Raw genomic sequence first — 18,140 nt, 5'->3', positions numbered from 1 at the left:
GTGCCCGTTCCCCGGTTCCCGCCGTCCCGCCGCTCACGGGACGTGCGAGCTCGAGTCGTCTCCCCTCCCTCCCGGATCAGAGGAAACCCATGAGAACGAAGCGACTTCTGTCGCGCGCGGCGACCTTCGCCGCCCTGTCCCTCGTCCTGGCCACCCCCGCCGTGGCCGCGAGCGGCGCCCCGGCCGCCCAGGCCGTCCCCGCGGCCACGCAAGCCGTTCAAGCCGCCGCCCAGGCCGCCGCCGCGACCTACACCGCGAGCAGCCAGGTCGCCGGCTACCCCGTCTCGAACGTCGGGGACGGGAACCAGGCCACCTACTGGGAGAGCACGAACAACCAGTTCCCGCAGTGGGTCCAGGCCGACCTCGGCGCGGCCACGAACGTGGCCAAGCTCGTGCTCAAGCTGCCGACCGGCTGGGAGGCCCGCACCGAGACCTTCAGCGTGCAGGGCAGCACCAACGGAACGAGCTTCAGCGACCTGAAGTCCTCGGCGGGCTATCGGTTCGACCCCGCCACCGGCAACACCGTCACCGTCGACGTCACCGGGAACACCCGGTACGTCCGGCTGAACGTCAGCGCCAACACCGGCTGGCCCGCCGCGCAGCTGTCGGAGTTCGAGGTGCACGGCCCGGCCGGCGGGGACACGCAGCCGCCGTCCGCGCCCGGCAACCTCGCCTACACGCAGCCGGCGAGCGGCCAGATCCGGCTCACCTGGTCGGCTTCCACCGACAACACCGGGGTCGCCGGCTACGACGTCTACGCCAACGGCCAGCTCCGCGGCAGCGTCGCCGGAACCGTCCTGACCTACACCGACAGCCAGCCCGACGGCACGACCGTCGCCTACTTCGTCCGCGCGAAGGACGCGGCGGGCAACCAGTCGGGCGACAGCACCACCGTGACGCGCAACGGCACCCAGGCGGGGACGAACCTCGCGGTGGGCAAGCCGATCACGGCGTCCTCGACGGAGTTCACCTTCGTCGCGGCCAACGCCAACGACAACTCGACCAGCACGTACTGGGAGGGCGGCGGCGGGACCTACCCGAACCTGCTGACCGTCGCGCTGGGCTCCAACGCCGACCTGAACCAGGTCGTCGTGAAGCTCAACCCCGACGCGTCCTGGGGCCCGCGGACGCAGACGATCGCCGTCGAAGGCCGTGACCAGGCTTCGAGCGCCTTCACCACGCTGTCGGCCGCGCAGACCTACAGCTTCAGCCCGTCCTCCGGCAACACCGTGACGATCCCGCTGAGCGGCCGCGCCGCCGACGTCCGCCTGCGCGTCACCGCCAACTCCGGCGCCGGCGGCGGGCAGGCCGCGGAGTTCCAGGTCTTCGGCGTCCCCGCGCCGAACCCCGACCTGACGATCTCGGGCGTGTCCTGGTCGCCGCAGAACCCCGTCGAAACCGACGCGATCACCGCGTCGGCGACCGTCCGCAACGCCGGCACGGCGGCCTCGGGTGCGACGAACGTGAACCTCTACCTGGGTACGACGAAGGTCGGCACCGCGAACGTCGGCGCGCTCGCGGCCGGCGCGTCGGCGACGGTGTCGGCGAACATCGGCACCCGGGACGCGGGCAGCTACCAGCTGACGGCGAAGGTCGACGAGGCCAACGCCGTCATCGAACAGAACGAGGCCAACAACTCCTACACCGGTTCGACGGCGCTGGTCGTCAGCCCGGTGCAGAGCTCCGACCTCGTCGCGGCCACCGCGTGGTCGCCGAACAACCCGTCCGCGGGCAACACCGTCACGTTCTCGACGACCCTGCGCAACCAGGGAACCGTGGCGAGTGCGAGCGGTGCCCACGGCGTCACGGTGACGATCGCCGACCAGAACGGCACCGTCGTCAAGACGCTCAGCGGCAGCTACACCGGGGCCATCGCGGCCGGGGCCACGGCGGCGCCGGTCACCGTCGGCACCTGGACCGCGGCCAACGGCCGGTACAGCGTCAAGACGGTCGTCGCGAACGACGCCAACGAGCTGCCGGTCAAGCAGGCCAACAACACCAGCACGCAGGCGCTGTTCGTCGGCCGGGGCGCGAACATGCCCTACGACATGTACGAGGCCGAGGACGGCGTCGTCGCGGGCGGCGCGTCGGTGGTCGGCCCGAACCGCACGATCGGCGACCTCGCGGGCGAGGCGTCGGGCCGTAAGGCCGTGACGCTGAACTCGACCGGCTCGTCGGTGGAGTTCACGACCCGCGCGTCGACCAACACCCTGGTCACGCGGTTCTCCATCCCGGACTCCGCGGGCGGCGGCGGGCAGAACTCGACGCTGAACGTCTACGTCGACGGCACGTTCCTCAAGGCCATCGACCTGACCTCGCACTACGCGTGGCTCTACGGCGCCGAAACCGGCCCGGGCAACTCGCCGGGCAGCGGGCCGCGCCACATCTACGACGAGGCCAGCGCGATGCTCGGCACGACCGTGCCCGCCGGGCACAAGATCAAGCTGCAGAAGGACGCGGCCAACAGCACGAACTACGCGATCGACTTCGTGAACTTCGAGCAGGCCACCGCGACCGCCAACCCGGACCCGGCGCACTTCGCGGTGCCCACCGGGTTCACGCAGCAGGACGTGCAGAGCGCCCTCGACAAGGTCCGGCAGGACACCACCCTCACCGGCGTCTACCTGCCGGCCGGGACCTACTCGCTGTCGAGCAAGCTGAACGTCTACGGCAAGGCCATCACGCTGACCGGCGCCGGGCCGTGGTTCACGAAGTTCTCCGCGCCTTCGGGTCAGGAGAACACCGACATCGGCATCGACGTGCAGTCGACCGCCAACGGGTCGACGGTCAGCGGGTTCGCGGTGTTCGGGAACTACACGTCCCGCATCGACGGCCCCGGCAAGGTGTTCAACCTGGCGAACGTCGCGAACCTGACGATCGACAACATCTGGGTGGAGCACCAGGTCGTCATGGTCTGGGGCACCAACGTGGACAACACCACGATCAAGAACTCCCGGATCCGCGACACCTTCGCCGACGGCGTCAACCTCACGAACGGGAGCACCGGCAACCACGTCACCAACATCGAAGCCCGGTCCACCGGGGACGACAGCTTCGCGCTGTTCGCCGCCACGGACATCAACCCGGGCAACCAGTACGACAACGTGTTCGAGAACCTGACCTCGCTCACTCCGTGGCGCGCGGCCGGGCTGGCGGTGTACGGCGGGTACAACAACACCTTCCGGAACCTCTACATCGCGGACACGCTGACGTACTCGGCGATCACGATCAGCTCGCTCGACTTCGGCTACCCCTTCCTCGGGTTCGGGCCGCAGCCGACGACGGTCCAGAACGCCTCGCTCGTCCGGGACGGCGGCCACTTCTGGGGCCAGCAGACCTTCCCGGCGATCTGGCTGTTCTCGGCGTCCAAGGAGTTCCGCGCCATCCGGGTGTCCGATGTGGACATCCAGAGCCCGACCTACAGCGGCATCATGTTCCAGACCAACTACGTCGGCGGCCAGCCGCAGAACACGGTCCAGGACACGGTGCTGACGAACGTGTCGATCACCGGCGCGCACCGCAGCGGTGACGCTTTCGACGCCAAGTCCGGGATCGGGATCTGGGCCAACGAGCTGCCGGAACCGGGTCAGGGCCCGGCCGTCGGCTCGGCGACCTTCACCGGGCTGACGCTGAGCGACAACGACCAGGACATCCGCAACACGACGTCCACCTTCACGATCAACCGCAACTGAGCGAAGTTCCGTCGAGGCCACCTCACGCCCGTAAGGTGGCCTCGACGGCTTCGAAAGGCGGAGGTGGGCTCGTGCGGATCCTGGTCACCGGCGGGACCGGACAGCTCGGCACGGCGGTCGTGACCCGGCTGCGGGCGGCGGGGGAGGAGGTCCGGGTGCTCAGCCGCGGGTCGGCGCCCGGCACCGTGCCCGGTGACCTGCGGACGGGCCGCGGGATCGACTCCGCGCTGGCCGGCGTCGACACGGTCGTGCACTGCGCCACCGACTTCCGCCACGAGACCCGGCTCGCGCGGACGCTGGTCGAAGCCGCGCGGTGGGCGGGCGCGCCGCACCTGGTCTACGTCTCGATCGTCGGGGTCGACCGCGTTCCGCTCGGCTACTACCGGGCCAAGCACGAGACCGAGGAGATCATCGCGGCCTCCGGGCTGCCGTACACGATCCAGCGGGCCACGCAGTTCCACGCCCTGGTCCGGACGCTGTTCGCGGGGGCGTCCCGGCTGCCGGTGCTGCCCGTGCCAAGGGTCCGGTTCCAGCCGGTCGACGTCCGGGACGTCGCGGAGCGGCTCGCCGGCCTCGCGCTGGGCGATCCCGCCGGGCGCGCGCCGGACTTCGGCGGTCCCGAGATCCTCGCGGCGGCCGAGCTGGCGCAGGCGGTCGCCGAGGCGAGCGGACGGCGCCGCCGGATCGTGTCGGTGAGCGTGCCGGGCGAGACGTTCCGCGCCTACGCGAGCGGCGGCCACCTGGCACCGGAGCACCTCGACGGCACGATCACGTTCGCGCAGTACCTGGCCGGGCAGGCCGACGCGGGTCTGCTGCGCTACCGGAAGCGGTAGGCGTCACCAGCAGTTTCAGCACGTCGCCGAAGAGCGTCGGCGGGACGGCCGCCGGGTCGACGCCGCGTTCCACGGCGAGGCCGTTGGACAGCGCGAGCACCACCACGGCGAGGTGCTCCGGGGCCAGGGGGAGGTCGACGCCGTGCAGCGCGGCGGCCTTGCCGATCGCGGCGGTGACGGCGGCCCGCAGGCGGGCGCGGCGCTCGGCGAGTCCGCTGTGGACGGTGGGGTTGCGCATCGCCAGGCCCCAGTACTCGAGCAGCAGCCGGTGCCAGGTGGCGTCGGAGTCGATCCCTGCCAGCAGCCGCGCGCCGGCCTCGGAGGTGGCCTCGTCGAGGTCGGCCAGCTCGGCGAACACCGCCGTGGCGCGTTCCATCCGCTCGAACATGTGCTCTTCCATGATCGTCAGCACGAGGTCGTCGCGGCCGGCGAAGTTCGAGTAGACGGCGCCCTTGGTCAGCCCGGCTTCGGCGGCGATGTCGTTCAGCGACGTCGCGGCGATGCCCTGGCGGGCGAACACCGTGGTGGCGGCGTCGATGATCCGCCGCCGGGTCTCGGCGCGGCTCGGGCGGCGGCGCTGGGGGCCGGTCATGGGGCGCAACGGTACAACCTCGCCCGCGCGGAGCGGATTCGTTGACCGTGACCGGCGTCACGTGGTAATTCCTTCACTCGATACCGATCGGTATCGAAACCGGGAGGTCCCGTGCTCACTGTCACCGCCGACACACGCCGAACCCTCGTCGCCGTCGCTGCCGCCGTCCTGGCCGCGGCGGCCCTGACCGCCGCCACGCCGGCGGCCCCCGCCGCCTCGGCGGCCGGGCTGCCCCCGAACCCCGCCGCCGATCCCTTCTACGCGCAGCCTTCGCCGTTCCCGGACGTCGCCCCGGGCACGGTCCTCGACTCGCGCCCGATCACGATCCGGGCGCTCACGCTGCCGGTCCCGATCCGGGCGTGGCAGGTCAAATACCGCTCGTCGGACACCCGCGGTGCCGCGATCGCCGACGTCGCGACGATCATGCAGCCGCTCTCGCCACCGTCCGGGCCGCGCACGCTGGTGTCGTACCAGACCGCGCAGGACGGCCTGAGCCTCGACTGCGCGCCGTCGTACGTGCTGGCCACCGGGACGGCGCTGCCCGCGGAGGAGCTGGCGCTGATGGTCCCGCTGCTCGCCGCCGGCCACACCGTCGTGACGGCCGACTACGAAGGCCCGAACTCCGAGTGGACCGCCGGGCTGAACACCGCGCACGGCGTCATCGACGGCATCCGCGCGGCCCAGTCCTTCGCGCCCGCCGGGCTGTCCGGCTCCGCGACGCCGACCGCGCTGATGGGCTACTCGGGCGGCGCGCTGGCCAGCCAGTGGGCGAACGAGGTGCAGCCGACCTACGCGCCGGAGCTGAAGTTCGCCGGGGTCGCCGCGGGTGGCGTGCCGGCCGACATCGAGTACGTCGCCCGGCGCATCGACGGCGGGCCCCTGTCCGGGATCTACATCGGCGCCGCCGTCGGGCTGAGCCGTGCGTACCCGGAGATCGACACGGCCACGCTGCTCAACGCACGCGGCAAGCAGGCGTTCGAAGATGTCGGCAAGCAGTGCATCGCCCAGTTCAGCCTCACGCAGGCGTTCCGCCGGATGAGCGACTACACGACGGTGCCGCAGCTGCTGGACGTCCCCGCGGTGCGGCAGGTGATCGCGCAGAACGTGATGGGCACCCGGAAGCCGGGCTCGCCGACGTACTTCTACCAGGGCATCTTCGACGAGCTGGCGCTCACGCCGCCGGTGGACGCGCTGGTGCGCAAGTACTGCGCGGAGGGCGTGACCATGCAGTACCGCCGGATCCTGATCGGCGACCACGTGACGGTCGCGGTGCAGGGCGCGCCGGGCGCGCTGGCCTACGTCCACGACCGGCTGGCCGGGAAGCCCGCACCGCACAACTGCTGACGTCGCATCTCGTATGTAATCGGATTAATTACGAAGAATCTTGACCTCGGATCCGGATAGGTCATATGTTTGGGGGGCTGCACGCCGGTCCCCGCCTTCAACGCCGAACGGATCCGACATGTCGAACCCCTCCCTCCCGCCCTCGCGCCGCACCTTCCTCAAGCTCGGTGGCGCGGTCGGCGCCGGGATCGCCCTCAGTGGCGTTCGTCCTTTCACCGCAAGCGCAGACGTCGTCCGCCCGGCTGGTGCGGACCTGGTTCCCGACAGTCGGGCGACGACGCTGTGGTACCCGGCGCCCGCCGCCGAGGGCAAGATCATCGAGCAGGGCCTGCCGATCGGCAATGGTCGGATCGGTGCCCTGGTCGGCGGGGACCCGGCCGCCGACTTCCTCTACCTGACCGACGCGTCACTGTGGACCGGCGGCGCCAACGACGTCCTCGAGGACGACGGCCAGTTCCCTTACGAGCGCGAGAAGTTCGGCACCCTCGGCCTGCTGGCGAAGGCGCGGATCTCGGTGCCCGCGCACACCGGCGTCACGGACTACCGCCGCACGCTCGACCTGAGCAACGGCGTGGTCCGGATCAGTTACCGGCACCAGGGTGTCCAGTACCGCCGCGAGTACTACGCGAGCCACCCCGACGACGTCGTGGTGATCCGGCTCAGCGGCGGGCCCGTCACCGGGTCGGTTTCGCTGGAGCCCACCCGGGGCGAGACCATGTCCGGCACCGCGGCGTTCACCGGCACGTTCGACAACGGCCTGAAGTACGCGTGCGTCGCGGCCGGCAGTGTGACCTTCAGCGGGAGCCGCGAAGTCGTGATCGTCCTCAGCGGCGGCACGAACTACGTGCCCGACGCGGCGCGGAAGTTCCTCGACGCGTCGCTCGACCCGCTGGCACTCGCGAAGCAGAAGGCGTCCAAGGCCCTGCGTGCCGGGGGAGGGGCGCTGCTGGCCACGCACGTCGCCGACTACCGGCGGCTCTACGACCGGATGACCGTCGACCTGGGCCAGTCGCCGCCGGCGAAGCGGGCCCTCGACTCGTGGTCGCGGCTGGTGGCCCGGCACGACGACCCGGCCACGCCGGACCCGGAGCTGGAAGCGAGCTACCTGCAGTTCGGGCGGTACCTGACGATCACCGGCTCGCGCGACGGGCTGCCGATGGGCCTGCAGGGGCTGTGGCAGAACAACAACACGCCCGACTGGATGAGCGACTACCACACCGACATCAACCTGCAGATGAACTACTGGCTGGCCGACCGCGCGGCGCTGCCCGGGAGCTTCACTGCCCTGGCCGACTACTGCCTCGCGCAGCTTCCCGTGTGGACGGACAGCACGAAACGCCTGTTCAACGACCCGAGAAACCGCTTCCGCAACACCAGCGGCAAGATCGGCGGCTGGGCGATCGCGTTCTCGACCAACATCTACGGCGGCTCCGGCTGGTGGTGGCACCCCGGCGGCAACGCGTGGCTGTGCAACTCGCTGTGGGACCACTACGCGTTCACGCAGGACAAGGCGTACCTCGCGCGGATCTACCCGCTGCTCAAGGGCGCGGCCGAGTTCTGGGAGTCGCGGCTGGTCCCGATGACTGTCGACGGCCGGGAGGTGCTGGTCGACGACCACGACTGGTCACCCGAGCACGGCCCGCAGGACACGCTCGGGAACACGTACTCCCAGGAGATCGTCTGGGACCTGTTCGAGCACTACCGCGAAACCGTCGCGATCCTCGGCCGGGACCGCGCGTACGGCGACCGGATCGCCGGGCTGCAGAAGAAGCTGTACCTGCCGAAGGTCAGTCCGACCAGCGGCTGGCTCGAAGAATGGATGTCGCCGGACAACCTCGGCGAGACCACCCACCGGCACCTGTCCCCGCTGATCGGGTTCTTCCCCGGCGACCGCATCGCCGAGGACACTTCCCCGCCCGAGCTGCTGAGCGGCGTGCGCGAGCTGCTGATCGCGCGCGGGATGGACAGCTTCGGCTGGGCGTGCGCGTGGCGCTCGGCGTGCTGGGCCCGGTTGAAGGACGCCGACAAGGCGTACCAGCTGCTGCTCACGGTCATGCGGCCGTCGGTGGCCAACGGCAACGGCACCGCGCCGAACTTCTTCGACATGTACAGCCAGGGCAGCTACACGATCTTCCAGATCGACGCCAACCTCGGCGCGCCGGCGGCGATGGTGGAGATGCTCGTCTATTCGCGGCCGGGGGTGTTGGAGCTACTGCCCGCGCTGCCGTCGGCGTGGGCGCGGTCGGGGCGGGTGACCGGCATCGGCGCGCGCGGCGGCTTCGAGGTCGATCTCTCGTGGCGCGACGGCAAGGTCTCCCGCGCGGTGATCCGCAGTGTCGGCGGGACCCGGACCGAGGTGCGGGCCGGTGCCTGGAAGCGGACGATCAGCCTGCGGCCGGGTGGGTCGATCACGATCACGCCAAGTTGAGGTCTACCCTCCGGAAAAAGATGTAGTGTTCAACCACCTTTTCCGGATCGGGAGTCACTGTGAACATCGCCCTGTGGATCGCTGCGGGCATTCAGGCAGCGTTGTACGTCTTCGCCGGTGGGATGAAGCTCGCCACGCCGCGGGAGAAGCTGCTGGAGAACCCCAGCATGGGGTGGACGGCGGACTTCTCCGCGGCGGCGGTGAAGGGCATCGGCGGGATCGAGATCCTCGCCGCGATCGGGCTGGTCCTGCCGTGGGCGCTCGACATCGCGCCGGTGCTCACCCCGCTGGCTGCCACCGGACTGGCGGTGATCCAGATCGGTGCGATCATCGTGCACGCACGGCGCAAGGAGACCAAGGCGCTGCCGATGAACGTCGTCCTGCTGGTGCTGGCGGCGTTCGTCGCGATCGGCCGGTTCGCCGGCTGAACGCTCGTTCGGAGGATCGATGACGCTTCCCGGTTACACCGATCACGGTGGCGACGGCCCGGTGGTCGTGCTGCTGCACAGCTTCCTGATGGACGGCCGCATGTTCGCCCCGCAGCTCGCGGCGTTCGACGGCTTCCGGTGCGTCACGGTGGACGAACGCGGCCACGGCGGGACACCCGCCACCGGGCCGTTCGACTACTGGGACGTCGCCAGGGACGTCCTGGCCGTGCTGGACGAGCTCGGCGTCTCGCGCGCGGCGGTCGTCGGGACCAGCCAGGGCGGGTTCGTCGCGCTGCGGATGGCGCTGCTGGCCCCTTCCCGGGTCACGGCGCTCGCGGTGCTCGGCACGTCGGCGGCCGCGGAGGACCCCGCCGTCGCGGCCGGGTACCGGGCGGTGCTGGACGCGTGGGTGAGCGGTGGCGCGCCGGCCGAAGTGCTCGACGGTGTCGCGCAGATCTGTTTCGGCGGCTTTCCCGTGGACGAGTGGAAGGAGCGGTGGGCTTCGGTGCCGCCGTCGCAGCTGACGCCGGCGATGACCGCCCTCGTCGACCGCGACTCCGTGCTCTCGCGGGCCGGTGAGATCGCGTGCCCGGCCCTGGTCCTGCACGGCTCGGCCGATCTCGCCTACCCGGTCGAGCGAGCCGCCGAGCTGGTGGCCGTGCTGCCCGCGGCCGAGCCCCTGGTCGTCGTCGACGGCGGTGCCCACTTCCTCAGCTACACCCACCCGGACGAGGTGAACCCGGCGCTGACGAAGTTCCTCGGCGCGCACGCGTAATACCCTGGAGGTCTCAGGGAGGCCGGAGTGGACGTCGATCTGCGCAAGCTGCGGTACTTCGTCGCGGTCGCCGAGGAACTGCACTTCGGGCGAGCTGCCGCGCGGCTGCACATCGCGCAGCCGGTGCTCTCGCGCCAGATCCGGGCGCTCGAAGGTGAGCTGCGCGCGCAGCTGTTCGTGCGGGACAAGCGGTCCACGTCGCTGACCGAGGCGGGCCGTCAGCTGCTGGAGGACGCGCGGCCGCTGCTCGCCTCGGCGTCGGCCATGCGACGGCGGGTCGCCACGGCCGCGCGCGGGACGTTCACCGTGGCGTTCATGCCGGGGATCACTGTCACCGACGCGGTCCGGGCGCTTTCTTCTCGGCACCCGGACGTCTCGGTCGAACTGCTCCGCACGACGTGGGACGACCAGACCGAGGTCCTCCACGACGGCCGCGCCGACGTCAGCGTGGTCCGCCTGCCGGTGGACCGGCGCGGGCTGAGCCTGCGGCCGCTGTTCTCCGAGCCGCGGGTGGCGGTCCTGCGGTCGGACCACCGGCTGGCCGGTAAAGAGTCGGTGCTCGTCGGGGATCTCGCCGGCGAGCACCTGCTCAACGACCCGGACGCGGTGCCGGAGTGGCGGGACGTCGCGGTCGAGCTGCGGGACGGGACGGCGCCGCGGCGGCGGGGGTTCCGGAGCGTCGAGGAGAAGCTGGAGCACGTGGCCGCCGGGCGGGGGATCGCGGTGATCCCGCGGTCGACGTCGGAGTACTACACGCGTCCCGACGTCGTCCACGTGCCGGTCGAGGACCTGCCGCCGAACGAGGTGTGTCTCGCGTGGGTCGCGGCGCGGCGGTCGCCGCTCATCTCGTCGTTCGCGGAGATCTTGCGTTCGGTATAACCGTATAGCAGTCTGACGGTATGACTCGCTGGGCTACGTTCGACTGTTTCGGCACGCTGGTGGACTGGCGCCACGGCATCGCAACCGGGCTCGAGCTGCTGTTCCCCGGGCGGGGTGCGGAGCTGCTGGAGGTCTACAACCGGATCGAACCGCGGGTGCAGGCCGAACAGCCGGTCCGGCGGTACCGGGAGGTGCTCGCGGAGTCGCTGCGGCGGACCGCGGCCGAAGCGGGCCTCGGGCTGGTGCCCGACGACGCGTCCGTGCTCGGGACCGGGCTGCCGTACTGGCCGGTGTTCCCCGACGTCCGGCCGGCGCTCACCGCGTTGCGCGAAGCAGGTTGGCGGCTCGCGCTGCTCACGAACTGCGACCGCGACCTCATCGGCGAGACCCAGCGGCGGCTCGTCGTGCCGATCGACGCGATCGTGACCGCCGAGGACGTCGGTTCGTACAAGCCCGGACACGCTCACTTCACGCGGTTCGCCGCGTCCTTCGACGCTTCGCGCGACAACTGGGTCCACATCGCGCAGAGCCACTTCCACGACATGGTGCCGGCGCAGGCGCTCGACATCCGGCGCGTCTGGGTCAACCGGCACGCGGAGGACCACGACCCGTCGATCGCCGACGCGGTGCTGCCCGGCCTCGCCGACCTGGTCGCGACGGTGGAGCGGGTGCACGCGTCCTGATGGTCCTGCAGACGACGAACACCCGTGACGCGCTGGTCGCCGAGGTGCGCCACCGGATCCTCAACGGCTCGCTGGAGCCGGGGACGCCGCTGACCGAGCAGGGCCTGGCGACGACGTTCGGCGTGGCGCGCCCGACGGTGCGGTCGGCGTTGCAGGAGCTGGTCGCCCGGCACCTGGTCGAGCGTTCCGACGGCCGCTCTCTGCGAGTGCCGGTGTTGACGTCCGCCGACGTCCGGGACCTGTTCACGGTCCGGCTGCCCCTTGAGCTGACGGCGGTGCGGCTGCTCGCCGGGCGTTCGTTGGACGGGGTGTGGGCAGCGCTGTCGGTGCTGGAGGCGCTGCCGGCGGGAGCGGGCTGGAGCGAGCGGGTGGAGGCGCACACGGCGTTCCACCTGGCCCTCGTCGACGCGGCGGGGAGTGTCCGGCTGAGCCGGATCTACCCGCCGCTGCAGGAGGAAATGCAGCTATGCCTGGCCCGGTTGCGGGGGTCGTACCCGGATCCGGGCGCGCTGGCGGTGGAGCACCGGCGGCTGCTGGAGGCGATCGCGTCAGGGAATCCGGCGAGCGCGGAGGCGGAGATGCGCGACCATCTGGAGCGCGCGCGGGATGGCTTGCTGGACCTCTGAGCTTGCCGTTCGGCGAGGCGCCCGGCCGGTCGCCTCGCCGATGGCTTCAGCAGCCTGCCGCGGAGCCGCTGTGCCGCACCTCGGCCCGGTGGCCCGCGAACAACCCGGCCCACAGCGCCGCCCAATGCCGAGGCGTCGCACGCACCTCGCGGGGCCGATGGGCCGCCGGGGGTGGCCCGGCCCGGTACTCCATCTCCACCCGCACCCAGTCGTAGATCCAGTCGCCTCGCATGGCTGTTCCTCACCTAGTTCTTCCGAGGAACCTCACGTTCGTCCTGAGGGGACCGCCGCCGCATCGGGTGAACGCGTGCTTCGGGCCGTGCCGATCCCTTACCCGCGCAGCTCCGTCAGCGCGTCCAGGTGCCGGGGCGTCCACCCCAGCTCGCGGTGCGCCCGGGCCGGCGTCAGCTGCTGGTCCAGTGCGAACGCCTCCGCGATCGGGCCCATCCGCTCCACCGCCTCCGCGAGGGTGAGGCGCGTGATCGGGTTTCCGGCAGCGAGCGCCGTGACGATGTCCGCGAGCCGCACGTTCTGCCCGCTCACCCCCGCGTACACCGACTTCGGCGGCGCCTGCAGCGCCAGCGCGTACAGCTCGGCGAGGTCGGACGCGTGCACCACCGCCCAGTGGTTGGCGCCGTCGCCGATCAGGGGCACCGGCGCGCGGAAGAACAGCTCGATGAGTCCGCCACCGAGGCCGTAGACCAGGCCCGGCATCACGAGCACCGGGTGCCCGCCGTGGGACATGACGCGCTCTTCGTTGGCGCGGCGCCACGCCGTGATCGCCGGCGGGTTCTGCGGCGCGTCCTCGTCCACGACACCCGCGGTGTCGCCATAGACCCAGACGCCGCCCGTGTGCACGTACGGCCCGCGGTCGCCGAGGCCCTCCTGCAGCGCGTCCGCGGCCGCGCGGTCGACCTCCGCCGTGTCGTCGCCGTAGTGCTGGCCGAGGTGGAGCACGCCGTCGGCGGCCGCGGCGGCCGTGCGGAGGACGCCGACGTCGGTCAGGTCGCCGTGGACCGGGTGGGCGCCCAGCTCGGTGAGCACCCGCGCAGAAGCGTCGCTGCGCGCCAAGGCGCTCACCTCGTGCCCGTGCCGCGTGAGCGCGCGGACCGTCGGACGGCCGACGTACCCGGAGCCGCCCGTCAGGAAGACCTTCATCGTGGGACCTTTCGTGGTCGTGGTGGTTCCCTTCCGACTCTCGGCGCTCGGGAGCGCGGCGTCCAAGACCCTTTCCGGTCGCTGTGATACCCGCAGAGCATTACGCTGACGGCGTGCCCGCGACCACCTTCCTGTTCGTGCCCGGCGACCGCCCCGACCGCTTCGGCAAGGCCGTGGCCAGCGGCGCCGACGTCGTGATCCTGGACCTCGAAGACGCCGTCGCCCCGGCGGACAAGGACGCCGCGCGCACCCACGTCGAGACCTGGCTGGAGAACAATCGGGCCATGGTCCGGATCAACGCCCCGGGCACGCCCTGGTTCGATGCCGACGCCGCCCTGGTCACCGCCCGCGGAATCCCGGTAGTCGTCCCGAAAGCCGAGACGCCCGGGGTGCTCGCGGGGTTCCGCGAGGTCGTGGCGCTCGTCGAGACCGCACCAGGCGTCGAACGCGCCGGTGAGCTGGCCGCCGTCCCGTCGGTGACGCGCCTGGCGTTCGGCAGCGTCGACCTGGCCGCGGAGCTCGGCGTCGCACCCGAAGACCCGGAGCCGTTCGCCTACGCGCGCTCGCGGCTGGTGATCGCGTCGGCGGCCGCCGGACTGGCACCGCCGGTGGACGGCGTCACCACGGACCTGCGCGACGACGCAACGCTCGAGGCCGACGTCCGCTACGCGCGTCGCCTGGGTTTCGGCGGCAAGCTGTGCATCCACCCGCGCCAGATCGCGCCGGTCCGCGCGGGCTTCGCACCGACGGACACCGAACGGGAGTGGGCCCGTAAGATTCTCACCGCGGGGGAGTCCGTGTCCACTGTGGACGGCCGGATGGTGGACAAGCCGGTGCTCGCCAGGGCCCGGCGGATCCTGGGGGAGTGAGCGCATGGTCCGCAAGACGCACAAGGTCGCGCTGCGCCGGCTGAGGTCCGGCGACGACGAGTTCTGTTTCCAGCTGCACCGCAGCGCGCTCGGCGAGTACGTCGAGGCGATCTGGGGCTGGGACGAACCGGCGCAACGCGCGCACCACGAGAAGCACTTCGACGCGGAGCACACGCAGATCATCACCGTCGACGGCCACGACGCCGGCGCGCTGACCGTCGAAGACACCGGCACCGACGTCGTGCTCGGCCTGATCGAGCTGGATCCGGTGTACCAGGGCCGCGGCTTCGGCGGGCACGTCGTCCTGAGCCTGGTCACCGAAGCGGCGTCGCGCGGCCAGGCCGTCGTGCTGGAAATCCTCGACGTCAACAAGCGGGCGAAGATCTTCTACGAACGGATCGGCTTCGTCGAGACCGGCCGCCCGCGGGCACACAAGATCGCGATGCGCTACCCGCCGCCCTGACCTCGCACCGTCGCCGGGTCGAACCCGAACTCCGTCAGCACCGCGTCGGTGTGCTCGCCCAGTGCCGGCACCGGGTCCATCCGCGGTGCGCGGCCGGGCACCGTGATCGGCGGCAGCGTGGCCCGGATCGGCCCGCCCGGCGTCGAGACGTCCGCGAAACGGTCGCGCGCCGTGAGCTGGGGGTGCGTCAGGACGTCGGGCAGTTCGCGGCGGCGCGCGTGCGCGATCCGGCCCTGACGAAGCCGCGTCTCCAGCTCGGTTCCGGTCAACCGCGCGAAGATCGCGTCGATCTCACGCTCCAGCGCCGGCCGGTTCGCGACGCGGGCACTGCCGGTCGCGAACCGCTCGTCGGTGACCCACTCCGGCCGCTCGACCGCGTGCTCGCAGAACGCCGCCCACTCGCGCTCGTTCTGCACCGCCAGCACCAGCTCGGTCCCGTCGCCCGCGGCGAAGGTGCCGTACGGCGCGATCGCCGGGTGGCTCGTGCCGGTCCGCGGCGGGGGCGTGCCGCCGTAGCCGGCGTAGTAGAGCGGGAACCCCATCCACTCGACGAGCGAGTCGAACAGGCTGACCTCCAGCTCGGTGCCGAGCCCGGTGCGCTCGCGGTCGTAGAGCGCGGAGAGGATGCCGGAGAAGGCGTACATCCCGGCACCGATGTCCGCCGCCGGGATGCCGCTCTTGGCCGGCTCGGACTCCGACCCCGTCACCGAAACCAGGCCGGCTTCCGACTGGATGAGCAGGTCGTACGCCTTCGCGTCGCGGTACGGGCCGCTCGAGCCGTAACCCGACACCGAACACGTGATCAGCCGGGGACGCGCCGCGCGCAATGACGCCGCCCCGAGGCCGAGCCGTTCCGCGACGCCGGGGGCGAAGTTCTGCACGAACACGTCGGCCCGGTCCAGCAACGCCGCCATGACCGGCGCCGCCGCGGCACTCTTCAGGTCGAGCGTGACGCTCTCCTTGGAGCGGTTCAGCCAGACGAAGTGGCTGGACTGGCCGTGCACGGTTTCGTCGTACGCGCGGGCGAAGTCGCCACTGCCCGGCCGCTCGATCTTGAGCACCCGGGCCCCGAGGTCGGCCAGGTGCCGGGTGGCCAGCGGCGCGGCGACCGCCTGTTCGCAGGACACGACCGTGACGCCGTCGAGGGGCAAGGAGCGCATGGCCGCATCCTGCCACCTGGGGTCAGATCGCGCGGGCGATGGCGATGTTGCCGGCCAACCGCTCGCCGGCTTCGTAGATCATGTACTCACGGCCCTGGTAGGTGCCGAAGCTGGGCGCCGCGGACCGCCCGTTGTCCGGGGCGCCCGCCAGCGGGGTGTGGAACGTCCCGAGGTGGGTGCGCTTCGAGAAGTCGTTGCCGACCTCGGTGATCATCAGCTTGCCGCCGTGCCCGATGTCGGTGTTGTACACGACGTAGGTGCTGTTGTTGCGGTACAGCAGGTGCGGGCCGCCGATGTCGTTCGCGCCGACGTCGGTGTGCCGCACGAGCGGCGTCTGGGAGAACGTCCAATTCAGCGCGTCGGGCGACCAGCCCCAGCCGATGTCGCGGTGGTTCGTGGTGTTGTTGAGCATGAAGACCATGACGAAGCGGGCGTTCTTCGCCGGCAGGTCCTGGCGGAACACCCGCGCGTACGAGGTTTCGGTCGTGCCCGCGGGCTGGAGCCGGGTCGACAGCACCTCCTTCTCGTAGGTGAAGTGGATGCCGTCGGCGGAGCTGGCGAGGCGGGTGACGGTGTTCTCGCCGTGGAAGTACAGGTAGATCCGGTCGACGTCGTCGTTCCACAGGGCGTGCGGGGAAGAGACGTGGCTGACGGAGTACTCGCCGGGCCAGGAGTTCTTGATGATCGGGTTGCCCGCGTACTCGGTGAACTCCTCGTCGAGGGAGTTCGCGTACGCCAGGCAGATCCCGCCCGGGGCGTCATGCGGCGCGTAGTAGAGGTAGTACGCGCCGAGGGCGTTCGGGATGCGGTCCTTGGTGCCGCGGACGCACGGGAAGATCAGTTCGCCGGTCGGGTTGTAGCGCAGCTTGCTCTTGACGAGGGCGAGCCGCTGGTACCGGTAGTCGGGGAAGCCGGCGGGCGCGGCGACGGCGGGGACCGGGAACATCGCGCCCGCGCCGAGCGCGGCGGCGCCGGCCAGCAGGCCGCGTCGGGTGAGGGTCATGACCGCTCCTTCGAGGTCTCGTGTCCGGCGACGGTGGCACGCGCTCGAAGGCCAGGTCAATGGAGTAATACGTATTAGTACGGTCGGGACAGGTTTGCTGGAGTTTCGGGCAAAACGGTTGACGGGCCCTGGTGAGGCTTGCACTCTGAATCGGATCAGCTGACTCCGGGCGAGGTGGCGATGGGCAGGGTGCGGCGGATGCCCCGGCAGGCCGACATCGCCCGCGTGGCCGGCGTTTCGCAGGCGACGGTGTCGGTGGTACTGGGCGGCAACCGCACCGGCGTCCGGCTCTCGGAACAGACGAGGCTGCGGGTGCTCGAGGCGGCCGAGCGGCTGGGGTACGTGCCGGACCCGGTGGCGAAGCGGCTGGCGTCGTCGCGCAACAACCTCCTGGGGCTCTACACGTTCACGCCGGCGTTCCCCGTCGACGTCGCCGATTCGTACTACCCGATCCTGGCCGGCGTCGAGGCGGAGGCGGCGGCGCTCGGCAAGGACCTGATCATGTTCACCGCGTCCAGCGCGGTCCCCGACCGGATCCGCCGCACCCGGCTCGCCGACGGCTGCCTGTTCCTCGGCCGGCACGTCCCGGTGGACGGGATCGCCGACCTGCTGGCCGCCGGCTTCCCGATCGTCTACATCGGACGCCGCACGGAGCTGGGCGGCCGCATCCCGCACGTGGGCGCGGACTACGTGTCCGCCTCGGCCGAGGTGATCACGCGGCTGGCGCGGGCGGGCCACACGCGCGTGCGGTACCTGCGCGAGCCGGACGACGCGCCGTCGTCGGGCGACCGCGAACGCGGAGTGCGCGCGGCGGCGGCCGACGTGGGCGCGTCCCTGGTGGTGACCCGCACCGACGGTCCGGACCTCGACGCGGCCTCGGTCCGCCGCTGGCTCGCCGACGGCGTGACGGCGCTGGTGGTCGAGGAGACCGACACGGGCGCGGTGTTCCACGCGACCTGGCGGGCCCTGGGCGAGGCCGGGATCTCGGTGCCGGGCGACGTCTCGCTGGCGGTTCTCGGCCGACCTCCGGAGGGGACGCCGGGGCCGGTGATCAGCGGGTTCGAGGTTCCGCGGCGGGCGCTGGGCCGGGCGGCGGTGCGGCTGCTGGCGTCCCTGGTCGAGCCGGGGGCGGGGGAGCCGTCCTTGCACCGGTTGCTGACGTGCCCACCGGTGGTGGGGGAGACGATCGCGACGGTCGCCTGAGCGC

17 protein-coding genes are annotated in these 18,140 nt (G+C 71.5%); 12 read left to right on the top strand and 5 right to left on the bottom strand.

All coding sequences use genetic code 11. The features are described 5' to 3' along the window. Positions 1-89: 89 nt before the first annotated feature. Both AB0C38_RS42505 and AB0C38_RS42500 read left to right on the top strand, forming a co-directional pair. Positions 90-3,692 (top strand): discoidin domain-containing protein, encoded by a 3,603-nt coding sequence (locus AB0C38_RS42505; protein ID WP_360684744.1) that lies wholly within the window; start codon positions 90-92, stop codon positions 3,690-3,692. A 71-nt stretch (positions 3,693-3,763) separates the two neighbouring features. After that, positions 3,764-4,525 (top strand): NAD(P)H-binding protein, encoded by a 762-nt coding sequence (locus AB0C38_RS42500; protein ID WP_360684741.1) that lies wholly within the window; start codon positions 3,764-3,766, stop codon positions 4,523-4,525. Here the strand turns inward: AB0C38_RS42500 and AB0C38_RS42495 are convergent. After that, positions 4,461-5,117 (bottom strand): TetR family transcriptional regulator, encoded by a 657-nt coding sequence (locus AB0C38_RS42495; RefSeq protein ID WP_360684738.1) that lies wholly within the window; start codon positions 5,115-5,117, stop codon positions 4,461-4,463. The genes AB0C38_RS42500 and AB0C38_RS42495 overlap by 65 nt on opposite strands. Before the next feature lie 111 nt (positions 5,118-5,228). Between AB0C38_RS42495 and AB0C38_RS42490 the strand changes: the two genes are divergently transcribed. The 7 genes from AB0C38_RS42490 to AB0C38_RS42460 all read left to right on the top strand — a co-directional run bounded on the left by AB0C38_RS42490 (position 5,229) and on the right by AB0C38_RS42460 (position 12,280). After that, complete coding sequence (locus tag AB0C38_RS42490; protein ID WP_360684735.1) at positions 5,229-6,461, top strand: lipase family protein; 1,233 nt, start codon at positions 5,229-5,231, stop codon at positions 6,459-6,461. A 118-nt stretch (positions 6,462-6,579) separates the two neighbouring features. Continuing rightward, positions 6,580-8,889, top strand: a complete 2,310-nt coding sequence (locus AB0C38_RS42485; protein ID WP_360684732.1) for a glycoside hydrolase N-terminal domain-containing protein — start codon at positions 6,580-6,582, stop codon at positions 8,887-8,889. Between the two features lie 59 nt (positions 8,890-8,948). Continuing rightward, on the top strand, positions 8,949-9,317 hold the full coding sequence (locus tag AB0C38_RS42480; protein WP_360684729.1) for a DoxX family protein: 369 nt from the start codon (positions 8,949-8,951) through the stop codon (positions 9,315-9,317). A 19-nt stretch (positions 9,318-9,336) separates the two neighbouring features. Then, a complete protein-coding gene (locus tag AB0C38_RS42475; RefSeq protein WP_360684726.1) occupies positions 9,337-10,092 on the top strand; it encodes an alpha/beta hydrolase in 756 nt (251 codons plus the stop codon). A gap of 27 nt (positions 10,093-10,119) precedes the next feature. Beyond that, positions 10,120-10,971, top strand: coding sequence for a LysR substrate-binding domain-containing protein (locus AB0C38_RS42470; RefSeq protein ID WP_360684723.1), 852 nt, complete (start codon positions 10,120-10,122; stop codon positions 10,969-10,971). Between the two features lie 20 nt (positions 10,972-10,991). Next, positions 10,992-11,654 carry an HAD family hydrolase gene (locus AB0C38_RS42465; RefSeq protein ID WP_360684720.1) on the top strand — a complete coding sequence of 221 codons (663 nt, stop codon included), beginning with the start codon at positions 10,992-10,994 and terminating at the stop codon, positions 11,652-11,654. Beyond that, a complete protein-coding gene (locus tag AB0C38_RS42460) occupies positions 11,654-12,280 on the top strand; it encodes a GntR family transcriptional regulator (RefSeq protein ID WP_360684717.1) in 627 nt (208 codons plus the stop codon). Before AB0C38_RS42465 ends, AB0C38_RS42460 begins: the two co-directional genes overlap by 1 nt. Positions 12,281-12,326: 46 nt before the next feature. Here the strand turns inward: AB0C38_RS42460 and AB0C38_RS42455 are convergent, their stop codons facing one another. Next, the gene (locus tag AB0C38_RS42455) at positions 12,327-12,512 is read right to left on the bottom strand and encodes a hypothetical protein (RefSeq protein ID WP_360684714.1); all 186 of its coding nucleotides are present in this window, start codon (positions 12,510-12,512) and stop codon (positions 12,327-12,329) included. A 98-nt stretch (positions 12,513-12,610) separates the two neighbouring features. After that, complete coding sequence (locus AB0C38_RS42450; protein WP_360684710.1) at positions 12,611-13,438, bottom strand: NAD-dependent epimerase/dehydratase family protein; 828 nt, start codon at positions 13,436-13,438, stop codon at positions 12,611-12,613. A 113-nt stretch (positions 13,439-13,551) separates the two neighbouring features. Between AB0C38_RS42450 and AB0C38_RS42445 the strand changes: the two genes are divergently transcribed. Then, positions 13,552-14,307: a CoA ester lyase gene (locus AB0C38_RS42445; protein ID WP_360684707.1), complete on the top strand. Its 756-nt coding sequence runs from the start codon at positions 13,552-13,554 to the stop codon at positions 14,305-14,307. Positions 14,308-14,311: 4 nt separating this feature from the next. Continuing rightward, the gene (locus AB0C38_RS42440; protein WP_360684704.1) at positions 14,312-14,770 is read left to right on the top strand and encodes a GNAT family N-acetyltransferase; all 459 of its coding nucleotides are present in this window, start codon (positions 14,312-14,314) and stop codon (positions 14,768-14,770) included. Here the strand turns inward: AB0C38_RS42440 and AB0C38_RS42435 are convergent. Both AB0C38_RS42435 and AB0C38_RS42430 read right to left on the bottom strand, forming a co-directional pair. Then, positions 14,755-15,930 (bottom strand): CaiB/BaiF CoA-transferase family protein, encoded by a 1,176-nt coding sequence (locus tag AB0C38_RS42435; RefSeq protein WP_360684701.1) that lies wholly within the window; start codon positions 15,928-15,930, stop codon positions 14,755-14,757. The two genes, AB0C38_RS42440 and AB0C38_RS42435, sit on opposite strands and share 16 nt — an antisense overlap. A gap of 22 nt (positions 15,931-15,952) precedes the next feature. After that, on the bottom strand, positions 15,953-16,933 hold the full coding sequence (locus AB0C38_RS42430) for a hypothetical protein (protein ID WP_360684698.1): 981 nt from the start codon (positions 16,931-16,933) through the stop codon (positions 15,953-15,955). A gap of 198 nt (positions 16,934-17,131) precedes the next feature. Here AB0C38_RS42430 and AB0C38_RS42425 point away from each other — a divergent pair, with 198 nt between their 5' ends. Next, positions 17,132-18,136 (top strand): LacI family DNA-binding transcriptional regulator, encoded by a 1,005-nt coding sequence (locus tag AB0C38_RS42425; RefSeq protein WP_360684695.1) that lies wholly within the window; start codon positions 17,132-17,134, stop codon positions 18,134-18,136. The last annotated feature ends 4 nt before the right edge of the window (positions 18,137-18,140 follow it).

Origin of the sequence: Amycolatopsis sp. NPDC048633 (assembly GCF_040650695.1) — a bacterium.
Classification (GTDB): domain Bacteria; phylum Actinomycetota; class Actinomycetes; order Mycobacteriales; family Pseudonocardiaceae; genus Amycolatopsis.
The sequence above is the reverse complement of the archived record's forward strand: the minus strand, read 5'-3'. Positions and strand labels throughout refer to the sequence as shown.